This is a genomic window from Roseovarius sp. YIN77, from assembly GCF_057219155.1.
The window spans coordinates 1-11,662 of record NZ_JBXVVI010000033.1; the positions used below are offsets into that span (position 1 = coordinate 1).

Consider the following 11,662-nt stretch of genomic DNA (forward strand, 5'->3'; position numbering starts at 1 on the left):
AACTCGTAAAACAGCGCTGCCTGTGCTTCCTGCCTCGGTCCCATCATCGCCAATCCTCCTGATCAATAAGAGAATTGAATCAGCGATCAACCCATCAATCAAGCAGGAGTTTTTCAACAAAATAGACCACCCAATATTCAACCTGTCAGTTCCCCAAACCTCTGAAGAAACCGTGCCTTGGCCTCCTCAGGAGACCAGCATTCTATGCGCTCAGACGTCTTCAGGAATCAAAGCCGATACCCAGCCGATCAAGAGCCCTCAAGTAAAACGACCGATTTCCGGTCTGATCTTCCCGGGCCAGATCCAGTTGTGCGCGGCGGATTGCAAGGGTTCTCAACGGCTCAGGAGGAAAGGGTACCGGGCGGCGGCGTGTCATGTTAAGCGTTGTGCGCTCGGTTTGTTTGCCCTCCAACATGTCCAGCATCGCAAGGGCCGCGAACCGCGAGGCGGTAACCCCTTGCCCGGTGAACCCCATCGCATAGGCCAGTTGGCCATCAAGGGCGGTGTTGGCAAAGAACGTCATGCGGGCCGAGGTGTCGATGATCCCGCCCCAGGCGTGAGAAAACTGTACGCCGTCCAGCGCCGGGAAGACTGCCCGGAAAGTACCGGCAAGCCGGTTGAAGGTTTCTGGCCGATCCTGCAGGACGACATCTCGGTTGCTGCCATAGTGATAGATCGCGTCGTACCCGCCCCAAAGGATACGGTTGTCTGCGGTTTTACGGGAATAGTGAAACTGATTGCCGCTGTCAGCGACCCCGTGCCGCCCCACCCAGCCAATGGCGGCCAGTTGATCGGCACTTAACGGCTCGGTCACAAGCGCGTAGTCAAACACCGGGATAATCGCCGCTCGCAGGCGTTTCAGCAATGGCGCGGCGGCGTTGGTGGCCAGAATTACCTGTTGCGCGGTTATGCGCGCCTTATCGGTTGCCAGCCAGATAGAACCACCCTGTTTGGAAAGCGCCGTTACCGGTGAATGCTCATAAAGCTCGACACCCTTGCCAATGCTGGTCGCCCGCAAGCCAGCGACCAGCTTGCCGGGATTAATCAGTGCATAATTGGGCTCAAACAGGCCAGTATCATACACCGGGCTGTTAAGCTTTTTATGCAGATCCGAGCCGTGCAAAAACTGCGTGTCATACCCAAACCGCGCAAAGACTTCCTGCGTGGCTTTCAGGCCCCGCACCTGCCATGGGGTGGCCGCGACATTAAGCTTTCCCGCACGTTCAAACTCGGCGTCGATGCCGAAATCTGCGATATCTTTCTGAAACCCATCAAGGTTCTTGTGGCCCAGACGGACAAGGGTTTCTGCATCCTTCGGCCAGCGTGCAACGGCATTAGCCGCCCCATGTGAAATGCTTGGGGCGCAGAAGCCGCCGTTGCGCCCACTGGCGGCACTCCCGCATCTGCCGGCATCCAGGACAACGATGTTTTTGTCCGGCCAGCGTTCGCGGGCATTCAGCGCGCTCCACAGGCCGGTGAATCCCCCGCCGACGATCGCCAGATCACAGGTCAGATCATCCTCAAGGGGCGGGCTGTCAGCCGCTGGCATATGTGAACTGGCCCAGAATGGTGTTTTGGTTAACTGATCTGAGTCGCAAAAGTTTTGCGCCTGACAGGCCAGGTGCTGCATGAACAGGTCAGACATGCTTGCGCCCGCCCGCTTTCAGAAACCAGTCGTCGGGATAAGGATACCACCACTCATGGCGCACCGGCTTGTGATCAAGAATAACCATTTTTGAGCGCCGGAACGCATCCAGCCCCTGCCGGCCCAGCTCGCGCCCAATGCCGGAACTTTTCCAACCACCGAACGGCAACGCATCATTGTCGATCATCGGGTTGTTGATCCAGACCATGCCCGCCTCCAGCCGCTCTGACGCTTCATGCGCTTCGGCCAGATCGGTGGTGAAAATCGAAGCGCCCAGCCCGAAGGAACTGTCATTGGCCTGTTCCAGCGCTGCGTCAAAATCAGACACGCGGACGATGGCAACAACCGGCCCGAAAATCTCTTGCTTTAGCAGGTCCATATCCGGGCGACATCCGGTCAGAATGGTTGGTTCATAATACCAGCCACTGTCTAGTCCCGGTGGCACCCGCCCGCCGCATTCAACCTTTGCACCCTTGTCCACGGCATCAGCCACCAAACGCTCTACCTTGTCGCGTGCCGCCTTGCTGACCAGTGGTCCGATTTCAGATTTCTCAAGCCCGTTGCCAACGCGCAGACGCCTAGTTTCGGCAACGAAAGCTCTTACAAATGCATCATGGACGGCATCTGTCACAAACAAACGTTCGGTCGAGGTGCAGACCTGACCTGACAGGTGGAAGGCCCCGGTAACCGCGCCTGCGGCGGCAATGTCCAGCGGCGCATGATCTGTAACGATCATCGGGTCAGAACCGCCGGCCTCGATCACTGCTGGTTTCATCAGCGCGCCTGCGGCACCAGACACGGCCCGCCCTGCCGCCACCGAGCCGGTAAAGGCGATGGCGTGGGTCTTGTCGCTTTCCACCAGCGCCTGTCCAACCTGCGCCCCGCCGGGCACACAGGCCACAAGATCCGGTGGCATATCGTTAAACACCTGCATAAATTCCAGCGTTGAAAGCGTGGTCGCTTCGGCCGGTTTGATGACACAGCCATTGCCCGCCGCCAGAGAGGCCGCAACCGTCCAGCACATCAGCAGAATCGGGAAATTAAACGGCATGATATGGGCCGAAACGCCGTAAGGTTCATAACGCGCATATTGTAGCGATCCGGCTTGTGTGGTGCCGGCCAGCTTGCCGGCCTCATCTCGCGCCATTTCCGCGAAATACCTAAAGACGGGCGCACAGTTTGCGACCTCACCAATCGCCTCGGGGTACGGCTTGCCCATCTCCCGGCTCATCAGGATGGCGCATTGTGTCATGTCGGTAGCTTCGATCCTGCTGGCCAGCGAGTGCAACTTCTGCGCTCGGGATTTGGCATCCACTTTAGCCCACAGTATTTGTGCTGCATTCACCCGGGCAAGGGTGGCTTCCAGCTCCTCACTGGATACCTGGGCGCGTATACCAACCTGGTCCTGAGTAGACGGGTCGATTACCGGCACACCCGGCATTTGGCTGAGTTCGTAAGTTGGCGATAGATAATATCGCGCTGTCGTTTCACCAGACATTCTGTGCTCCATTCAGCGGATCATGTAGACCTTCTTGACCGTCTCGTGCACCGTGCACACCCCTTTCCAGTCCCGCGGGAAAAACGCAGCCGTGTCGGGCATGATCTCGATGACATCGCCGCTTTCATGCACGTAGGTACAGCGCCCTTCCAGAAAGTGGCAAAACTCATCCTTCGTGACATGGCAGTGCCATTTGCCCGGCGTGCATACCCACAAGCCGCACTCGCTTTGCCCGTCCGGCCCCTTGTGCAGCAGCTTGCCGGACATGTGCGATGTGCCCTCAATCATGGTCGGAACCGCGCCCCAGTCCACCGTGTCGGTGATTTCAAGCGGCTTGTGCATCACGGGTGTTTTCATCGGCGTGTCCCCTCTAGGCCAGCATGTAGATGTTGCGGGTGGTGTCGTGGATCGTGGCCTCTCCGGTCCAACCAGCGGGGAACAGCACGCAGGTGCCCGCATTGACCTCGATCACTTCACCGCTGTCAGACAGATAGGTAGCGCGGCCGGCGACGAAGTGGCAGAACTCGTCGCGCGGCACAGACAACCGCCAGCGCCCCGGCGAACACACCCAGACGCCGGTTTCCGGCGAATTGTCTGGTCCTTTGTGCAAAAGCCGCCCGGTGGAATGTGACTGACCTTCGACCATTCCGGGCTGTGGTCCCCAGTCCAGCAGGTCATCATAGCCGGTCGCATGGTGGATATGGGGGGCCGTAGAGGACAGATTGGTCATGCGGACGTCTCTGCCAGATCAACCAGTATCTTGGCGGCTTTTTCCTGTCCGTTTTGCGATTGCATATGGGTCGAGGTTTGCTGCAACCGATCGGCCATCGCCTTATCCGTCAGGCAGGCTTCGATCTTCGCGATTAGTTCCTCGTCAGTCCAGTCATAGCGATCCGAGCGGAACCCATGCCCGGTTTCCTGCACCCGCATCGCGTTGTCATGCCCGTCCCAGACATAGGACATGATAATCGCCGGTTTGCCGAAATAGAGGCATTCGGTAAACGAGTTGTTGCCGCCATGGTGAATAACCGCATCAACCTGCGGGATCACCGAAGGTTGCGGATACCAGCCCTCGACAATGACGTTGTCGGGGATGTCTGAATACTCTTCCTTGTAGTCGCCGACATTGACTAACGCGCGGAAGCGCGAGTTGGCGACCAGGTCGATCAGACGCTTGAGCAGATCAGTGTCACCCGCCCCTAGGGAACCGAACGAGATGTAAAGCAACGGCCCGTCATTGTTCTTTTTGAAAGTCGGCACCTCGTAAGGTTCATCCTGACGCACACAACCTTCAAGATACTGGAACTGTGCGGGATCAAGCGGCACGGATCGGGTGTATTTAACTTGCTCGGGGTAGAGCAGCAGGTTCATGTAAGGCGAAGCTTCAAAGAACTGGCCAATCGGGTAGGCGTCTTCGCCCGTCGTTTCCAGAAAGGCGTTAAAATCGTCGTGGATCGGCTTGATCACTTCGTTGAACCGGGCCCGGAACACGGCGTGGCCTGCTATATCGTCTTCGGCCATACCCGACAAATGCGGTGGAATGCTGTCATCCTCGATCTCGTTTTCCGAGCATGAGATGACGCGCACCCACGGCACGCCAAACTGCTTGATCGCAGGGAACAGGATTACGTTATCAACTGAAATCACATCCGGTTTGATCTTGGCAAGAATACCCGGCAGATCCTTTTCCGCCCATTTGGCGCTGTCGACAATCGCCTCCCAGCATTCCTTGACGTAGTTGTCGATCTGGTCGATCGGCGCCTTGCGGAAATTTGGGATATGACCATTGATAAAGTCTTCCCAGAACTTTGCCATCTGTTCAGGTGGCATCGGCTCTGACAGGTTGACCGGATGGGCCTCAAACCCGTAGCCTTCGTACACCTCGATAAATCCAGGGTCGGACAGAAACACGGCCTTGTGGCCCATACGTTCCACCGCCTGGGCAATGCCTACCGAGTTTAGCGCCGGTCCAAAAGCCGCTTCGGGGAAAAAGGCAAAGGTTTTCTGTGTCATTATAGTCTCCTTTGTTGTTTCAGGCCGCGAAAATGCGGGTATCCTTGGCCGACCAGCCGACGGTAACGTCATCACCAATCGACAGCGGGCGTGTTTCAGCCGCATCAGCGGTCAAGCGCACCAAAACCGGTTGCGGGGAGGTGGGTGTTTCCAGATGCAGGTGCAGATCAAGCCCATGATAGGCCATCGCCCGCACGGTGCCTGAAAGGCTGTTGTCACTGCCCTCGCCCTCTAGGTGAAGCCGCTCTGGCCGGATTGCCGCGACAACAACCGCCCCGTCGCTCAAGCCATCGGGAAGCTCAGCCTTGAACGGCTGGCCGTTGGCGGCAAGAACTTTACCGCCCGATACCTTTGCAGGCAGAAAATTCATGACACCGATAAAATCCGCAGCATAGCGATTTGTAGGATGCTCGTAGATTTCCCTTGGGTTGCCGCATTGCAGTAGCTTACCATCTTTCAGAATGGCAATGCGATCGGCCATGACCAGCGCTTCTTCCTGATCGTGGGTCACGATAATGAAAGTGATGCCAAATTCATCCTGAATGCGCTTCAACTCCAGTTGCATTTCGCCGCGCAGCTTCTTATCCAGAGCTCCAAGTGGTTCATCCAGCAGCAACAGGCGGGGTCGCTTGACCAGCGCGCGGGCAAGTGCGACGCGTTGTTTCTGGCCACCTGACAGCTGATCGGGTTTGCGGCCAGCAAGACGCGACAGCTGGATGATGTCCAGCATATCGGCCACCCGCGATTTGATGACCGAGCGGGGCAGTTTTTCCATTTCGAGCCCGTAGGCGATGTTCTGTGCGACACTCATATGCGGGAACAGCGCATAGGATTGGAACATCAAGTTCACAGGCCGATGGTTCGGCTGCACATGCGAAATGTCGTGACCATCAAGATGCACGGTGCCCGCACTTGGCATCTCGAACCCGGCGAGAATGCGCAGCAGGGTGGTTTTGCCACTGCCCGAGGCGCCCAGAAGAGCGAAAAATTCATTTTCCAAGATATCCAGCGATAGGCCGGTTACCGCCTGTACGGTGCCGAAGCGCTTCTCGACATTGCGAAGTGACAAAAGAGGGGTGGTCATTGTCCCGGCAAACCTCCGCGGTTCAAGCGTTGCGACAGAGCCAGTGCAACAACCGATAGCGTCATGACAAGGGTGGCTAGCGCATTGATCTCAGGCGTGACACCAAACCGGATCATGGCAAATATCTGCATGGGCAGGGTGATGGAATCGCGTCCCGCACCGGCGGTGAAAAAGGCGATGATGAATTCGTCCACCGATAGGGTAAAAGCCAGAAGTGCCCCCGCAATGACCGCGGGCATCATGACCGGCAGCACGATCCGCCACAATGTGACCGGGGTGGATGCGCCAAGGTCGGAGGAGGCCTCAACAATCGACCAGTCGAAGGTTTTCAGGCGTGCGCGTACCACCGAACACACAAATGCCAGGTTGAATACCACATGGCTGGCAATGATCGTGTGCAGGCCCATCGTGACATTCAGCATGGAATAAAAACTCAGTAGCGCGATGGCCAGAACAATGTCTGGGATGATCATCGGGGCAAAGATGATGGTTTCCAGAAAGCGCCCCTTGCGCCGACGAATTTCCACGCCGATTGCCAACAGGGTGCCCAGAACCGTTGCCATCAGCGTTGACACCACAGCCACGATCAGGGTGTTCAGGGCCGCGCCAAGGATCTGATCGTTGGCCAGAAGTGCGCCATACCACTTGACCGAAAACCCGGTCCAGGCCGTCGGCAACCCGCCTTCGTTGAAGGACAGGGCGAACAACACCGAAATCGGCACGTAAAGAAAAGCAAAAACGGCCGCAATGATCATGTACATCAGTCGAAGGTTGCTTTTCCCGGCCATCTCAGCTGTCTCCGCCACGGCCGCCAGAGGCGCGTTCGGTCGCAAAGGTCTGCAATGTCAGCAGCCCCATCATGATCGCGATCAAAATCATCGATAGCGCAGATCCAAACGGCCAGTCATTGGCGGTCAGGAACTGGGCATAAACAAGGTTGCCGATCATCTGGAATTGCCCGCCACCCAGCAACGCCGGGGTCACGAAGTTGCCGATCGACAAGACGAAGACAAACACAAAACCCGTGGCGATTCCCGGCACTGTCATCGGCAAGATCACCCGGCGAAATGTGGTCCAGCCGGATCCGCCTAGGTCGCGTGAGGCCTCGGATATTTCGGGGTTCAGACGCGACAGTGGCGCATAACAGGCAAGAATCACAAAGGGCAGGTAGTTATAGACCAACCCGGCCACAACGGCGCCTTCGGTATAGAGAAGTTTGGGCAGTTCTCCGTCATACCCCAAGGCGCGCGCGATACCGGTGATCAGTCCCTCGCGGTTCAGCAACACGATCCAAGCATAAGTGCGCACCAGATAGTTTGACCAGAACGGCAGCACTGCGAAGAACAGCAGCACAGGCTGGCGCCGGCGCGGCATCGCGGCAATCGCGTAGGCCGCCGCATAACCAACGACCACCGCGATCAAAGCCGAAAGCCCGGCAATCCAGGCCGATTTGAGAAAGATCCCTGCATAAAGTGGGTCAAACACCAGTGCGATGTTTTCGAGCGTAAAAGTGTATTCGATACCGCCGTAAATACCGCGCCGGAAAAACGCCAATGCCAGAATTAGCAGGCACGGGATAACCATGAACGCGGTCAACCAAGCCAGCGCGGGCGACATCAGGTAGATGGGTTTACGGTCTTTCATGGCGGCAATTTCTGTCCACGCGCCGCCGCAACGCGACGGGAGAGGTTAAAAAATAGCGGAAAGGGGCACCCCGCTTTGGCGAAACGCCCCAACCTGTTTGGCGATATTAGTTCGCCGCCTTGATTTCCGAAACGATGCGCGAATAGTCTCGCTGTGCTTCACCCACATCGCGAAGTTGTTCAAAGGCCGTCATCTCGGACGGGCTCATGCCCATGTTCGGGAAGGTCTCAATCAGACTGGCATCCAGCCCTTCCATCGCGGCCTGGTTCGGAACCTTGTACAAAATGTTCTCTGCCGCCCAGCGATGCGTTTCGGCACCCAGGATGTAATCCACGAATGCATAGGCCGCGTCTTTGTGCTCAGAGTTTTTAAGGATCACCATGGTATCAACCCACAGATCAGACCCTTCTTCAGGCACAACGTATTTGATGTCGGCGTTTTCGGCGATGCCATAGTTGCACCAGCCATCCCATGCGTGCACCAGCTCTGCTTCACCCGATACCAGTTTGGAATAGAAAGTTGTGTCGTCATAGGCCAGCAGCGTGCCCTTGGCGCTAATCAACAGATCACGGACCTCGGCCATTTTGTCGGCATCCGTTTCGTTCACCGAATAGCCTTTGGCCAGTTGTCCCGCACCCAGAAGCCAGCGATCCGTGGCCAGCATGGTGGTCTTGCCGGAGACTGCATCACTTGGCGCTAACAGGTCCATCCAGCTGTCGGGCGTATCGGCCACCAGGTCAGAGCGATAGCACAACCCGGTTGTGCCCCACGCATAAGGCATTGAAAACTTATTGCCCGGATCGTGGTCAAGCGTTGTTGCCTCGGCATAAAGATTGGTCGCGTTGGGCAGCTTGGTATGGTCCAGTTCCTCAGCCAGCCCGAGGTTGTGCAACACTTCGGCGAACGGCGAAGACACAAAAACCACATCATAGCCTTTGCCCTTCGAGGCAATCAGCTTGCCCATGATTTCTTCGTTGGTTGCGTGTAGCACCAGTTCAGCGGTGTTACTTGACGCTGCGTTAAACGCCTCAACCGCATCAGGCGCCATGTAGCCATCCCAGTTGGACACAACGAGATCTTCGGCCCATGCCGCACTTGCGAAACAGGTCAAGCCCACCCCAATCAGGGCACGGGCAGTAGGTGATTTGTGGAACATGCCATTCCTCCAGTTCAATGTTGGATGATCGCGCAGGCAGAGCTTCGCGATCTTAGATTCTTCAAAGCGGTTCTTGCTGACCACCTTATATTCAGTATTATTATGTGAAAAGATACGTCAATCTGTATTCAATGTTCTTTTTCGGGGCGTAGCTTGTTTCCCGAATTTCTTGCCTCTGAAAGGCCGAGCTGATGACCGATACGCGCCGCAACACACGTCAAAACCACCTTGAGTTGGCCCGAAAAGTGCTGAACATTGCATTTGAACGTGGTATGAAGTCTGGCGACCACTTGCCCGAACAGGGCTTCTCCGCCGCCTGTCGTGTATCGAGAACTCCGATCAGATCCGCATTCAAAATATTGGAAGAAAACGGAATTCTATCATGGAAAGAAGAAGAGGGGTATTTTCTGAAAATTCAGACACGGGAGGAGCAGGCCGAGGCAGTTCGCAGATTAGAGGATCTCGAAGACTCCCTGGCTCGTCGAATTCTGTCTGATCGCGCCGAACGCCGTATCGGCGAAGTTCAATCCGCCAGCGCCCTCGTGCGTCGTTACAAAGTTTCACGCAATACTGTATTAAATGCGTTAAAAATACTATCTCGAGATGGCATTGTTGCCCAATTGCCCGGCAGATCATGGGCCTTTCAGCCAATCCTTGATTCCCCAAATTCTGTCGAAGACAGCATCGCCTTCCGTCTGACCATGGAACCTCAGGCGATCCTGGCGCCTAGGTTTACAATGGATTTTAAGCGCGCCGGGCTTCTACGCAGCCAGATGGATGACATCCTGAAGCTTCGAAACGGCAGCATCACCTCTTCCGGGTTCCGGGCAATTGATACAGAGTTTCACAGCTTCATCGCCGAATGTTCCGGCAACCGCTTCATCCGGGGTAGTCTGCTGACACATCACCGGTTGCGTCGGACCACCCAGAAAGATGCCTCGATACCGGATTTCCGGCTAAGACAATCACTGGAAGAGCATCTGGAAATTCTTGACAGCCTTGAGCGCAACCAGTTCGACCTGGCGGCAGACCAGATGGTCCTGCACCTACGGAAATCCCGGGTGCGCCGCCCCGAAGCCGCCAACCGCGGTATTCCTCCAATGAAACGCGGGGTGCAGCCATGACATCCGGGCCAACCATTGTCCTGTTCCCCGAGGCAAGCTTTGGTGCCGCGCTAAACTGCGTCGGCATCGCTCAGGAACTGAAACGTCAGGGTGCCAACCCGGTGTTTATCTGCCACCCAGGTTTCACTGGCGTGTTCGCTGAATATGGCTTCAAAGAGTATCACCTACCTGAGCAAAGGCGCAGCAGCGACGCGTCAAATGAAGATTACTGGCAAGGCTTCATCAACACGCATCTACCGCACTTCAACCTTTCCGCTCTCGATCAGCTGACAACCTACGTCGCCCCAACTTGGGAGGCGATCGTCAGCACAGCCGAAGCTGTCGAAGACGGATTAAGGGACCTCTTTAACCGAATCAAACCGGATGCAATTCTGCTCGATAACGTCATCATGTTTCCCGCTGTCGCAAACGCTGGTTGCCCCTGGGTGCGGATCGTATCCTGTGCGGAAACGGAACTACCTGATGCCAACGTGCCGCCGTATCTCTCTGGTCTGGCGCCGGATGATATCCCGGCACGCACCGAATTCGAAAAGGCCTATCTGGACAACACCCGCGCCCCGCATCGCAGATACAACGAATTCCGCAAAGCCCGGAAACTACCGCCCCTTCCCGCAGGGATTTTTCTTGAAACGTCACCGTGGCTCAACCTGCTTCTGGCACCTGCCTGCGTGCGGTACCAGCGCGCCCAGGTCTTGCCTGACAGCCAGTTTGCCTTTCTCGAAGGCTGCGTGAGGGATGAAGGCCATTTCAAATCACCGCATTTCCCCAAGGACAACGGCCCGCTGGTGTATCTTAGTTTCGGCTCTCTCGGGGCAAGTGACACACAGCTGATCGGGCGGATGATAGAGGTCTTCGCCACATTGCCGGCGCGGTTCCTGGTGAATGTGGGTGGCTTTCTGGAGGCCTATAGACAGGTGCCTGACAACGTCATTCTGGGAAGCTGGTTTCCCCAGCCCTCTGTCGTGGCCGAATGCGCCGTGATCATCCACCATGGTGGCAACAACAGCTTTTGCGAGGCTCTGTATCACGGTGTTCCGTCGCTGGTGATGCCCTATTGCTGGGATGGTCATGACAATGCGCAACGCGCCGAGGCCGTGGGCGTGGGGCGCGCAATCCATCGCGCAGACTGGGAGCCAGAAGACCTGCGGTCCCTGATCTTGGAGCTGTCGGACAATGCGGTCATGAAAACGCGTCTAGCCGAAATATCGGATGCGATGAAGAAGCACTCAGGCACGCGCAAAGCCGCAGAGGCCGTCCTGAAGGTGACTCTTGTAACTGCTTGATGTTAGGCGATAGTCCCTAGGCACGATCAGAAAACGCTCCAGAATTTGGCATTGCATCCTATGGGAAGAGCAACCTGTCGACCGATTGAATGTCTAGCCCCTTGTTTCAGTACCAGTGATTTGCGGTTTGTCTAAAAGGGTTTCTGGGACTGGTGGGCGCATGTTCAGAGCATGATGTGGTCTGATCTGGTTGTATTGTCTGAGCCACGTATTGA

The 11,662-nt window shown here is 56.4% G+C and carries 11 protein-coding genes; 2 read left to right on the top strand and 9 right to left on the bottom strand.

Annotation, left to right across the window (positions count from 1 at the left end):
- Window positions 1-220: 220 nt before the first annotated feature.
- The 9 genes from AC2D8P_RS15985 to AC2D8P_RS16025 all read right to left on the bottom strand — a co-directional run bounded on the left by AC2D8P_RS15985 (window position 221) and on the right by AC2D8P_RS16025 (window position 9,040).
- Complete coding sequence (locus AC2D8P_RS15985) at window positions 221-1,645, bottom strand: NAD(P)/FAD-dependent oxidoreductase (RefSeq protein WP_484703803.1); 1,425 nt, start codon at window positions 1,643-1,645, stop codon at window positions 221-223.
- On the bottom strand, window positions 1,638-3,143 hold the full coding sequence (locus tag AC2D8P_RS15990; RefSeq protein ID WP_484703804.1) for an aldehyde dehydrogenase family protein: 1,506 nt from the start codon (window positions 3,141-3,143) through the stop codon (window positions 1,638-1,640). Before AC2D8P_RS15990 ends, AC2D8P_RS15985 begins: the two co-directional genes overlap by 8 nt.
- Window positions 3,144-3,155: 12 nt before the next feature.
- A complete protein-coding gene (locus AC2D8P_RS15995; RefSeq protein WP_484703805.1) occupies window positions 3,156-3,500 on the bottom strand; it encodes a cupin domain-containing protein in 345 nt (114 codons plus the stop codon).
- Window positions 3,501-3,513: 13 nt separating this feature from the next.
- Window positions 3,514-3,873 carry a cupin domain-containing protein gene (locus tag AC2D8P_RS16000; protein WP_484703806.1) on the bottom strand — a complete coding sequence of 120 codons (360 nt, stop codon included), beginning with the start codon at window positions 3,871-3,873 and terminating at the stop codon, window positions 3,514-3,516.
- A complete protein-coding gene (locus tag AC2D8P_RS16005; RefSeq protein WP_484703807.1) occupies window positions 3,870-5,156 on the bottom strand; it encodes a nucleotide disphospho-sugar-binding domain-containing protein in 1,287 nt (428 codons plus the stop codon). The genes AC2D8P_RS16000 and AC2D8P_RS16005 overlap by 4 nt, the downstream gene beginning before the upstream one ends.
- A gap of 19 nt (window positions 5,157-5,175) precedes the next feature.
- Window positions 5,176-6,240, bottom strand: coding sequence for an ABC transporter ATP-binding protein (locus tag AC2D8P_RS16010; protein WP_484703808.1), 1,065 nt, complete (start codon window positions 6,238-6,240; stop codon window positions 5,176-5,178).
- A complete protein-coding gene (locus AC2D8P_RS16015; protein ID WP_484703809.1) occupies window positions 6,237-7,028 on the bottom strand; it encodes an ABC transporter permease in 792 nt (263 codons plus the stop codon). Before AC2D8P_RS16015 ends, AC2D8P_RS16010 begins: the two co-directional genes overlap by 4 nt.
- 1 nt (window position 7,029) lies before the next feature.
- Complete coding sequence (locus AC2D8P_RS16020; RefSeq protein WP_484703810.1) at window positions 7,030-7,884, bottom strand: ABC transporter permease; 855 nt, start codon at window positions 7,882-7,884, stop codon at window positions 7,030-7,032.
- Window positions 7,885-7,990: 106 nt separating this feature from the next.
- Window positions 7,991-9,040, bottom strand: coding sequence for a polyamine ABC transporter substrate-binding protein (locus tag AC2D8P_RS16025; RefSeq protein WP_484703811.1), 1,050 nt, complete (start codon window positions 9,038-9,040; stop codon window positions 7,991-7,993).
- A gap of 191 nt (window positions 9,041-9,231) precedes the next feature.
- Here AC2D8P_RS16025 and AC2D8P_RS16030 point away from each other — a divergent pair, with 191 nt between their 5' ends.
- Window positions 9,232-10,164, top strand: coding sequence for a GntR family transcriptional regulator (locus AC2D8P_RS16030; RefSeq protein WP_484703813.1), 933 nt, complete (start codon window positions 9,232-9,234; stop codon window positions 10,162-10,164).
- Window positions 10,161-11,447, top strand: coding sequence for a glycosyltransferase (locus AC2D8P_RS16035; protein WP_484703814.1), 1,287 nt, complete (start codon window positions 10,161-10,163; stop codon window positions 11,445-11,447). Before AC2D8P_RS16030 ends, AC2D8P_RS16035 begins: the two co-directional genes overlap by 4 nt.
- The last annotated feature ends 215 nt before the right edge of the window (window positions 11,448-11,662 follow it).

Bases quoted from the DNA above. Each gene is read 5' to 3' on its own strand.
- AC2D8P_RS16000 (WP_484703806.1), bottom strand. From the start codon at position 3,873: ATGACCAATCTGTCCTCTACGGCCCCCCATATCCACCATGCGACCGGC.
- AC2D8P_RS15990 (WP_484703804.1), bottom strand. From the start codon at position 3,143: ATGTCTGGTGAAACGACAGCGCGATATTATCTATCGCCAACTTACGAA.
- AC2D8P_RS15985 (WP_484703803.1), bottom strand. From the start codon at position 1,645: ATGTCTGACCTGTTCATGCAGCACCTGGCCTGTCAGGCGCAAAACTTT.
- AC2D8P_RS16025 (WP_484703811.1), bottom strand. From the start codon at position 9,040: ATGTTCCACAAATCACCTACTGCCCGTGCCCTGATTGGGGTGGGCTTG.
- AC2D8P_RS15995 (WP_484703805.1), bottom strand. From the start codon at position 3,500: ATGAAAACACCCGTGATGCACAAGCCGCTTGAAATCACCGACACGGTG.
- AC2D8P_RS16005 (WP_484703807.1), bottom strand. From the start codon at position 5,156: ATGACACAGAAAACCTTTGCCTTTTTCCCCGAAGCGGCTTTTGGACCG.
- AC2D8P_RS16010 (WP_484703808.1), bottom strand. From the start codon at position 6,240: ATGACCACCCCTCTTTTGTCACTTCGCAATGTCGAGAAGCGCTTCGGC.
- AC2D8P_RS16030 (WP_484703813.1), top strand. From the start codon at position 9,232: ATGACCGATACGCGCCGCAACACACGTCAAAACCACCTTGAGTTGGCC.
- AC2D8P_RS16035 (WP_484703814.1), top strand. From the start codon at position 10,161: ATGACATCCGGGCCAACCATTGTCCTGTTCCCCGAGGCAAGCTTTGGT.
- AC2D8P_RS16020 (WP_484703810.1), bottom strand. From the start codon at position 7,884: ATGAAAGACCGTAAACCCATCTACCTGATGTCGCCCGCGCTGGCTTGG.
- AC2D8P_RS16015 (WP_484703809.1), bottom strand. From the start codon at position 7,028: ATGGCCGGGAAAAGCAACCTTCGACTGATGTACATGATCATTGCGGCC.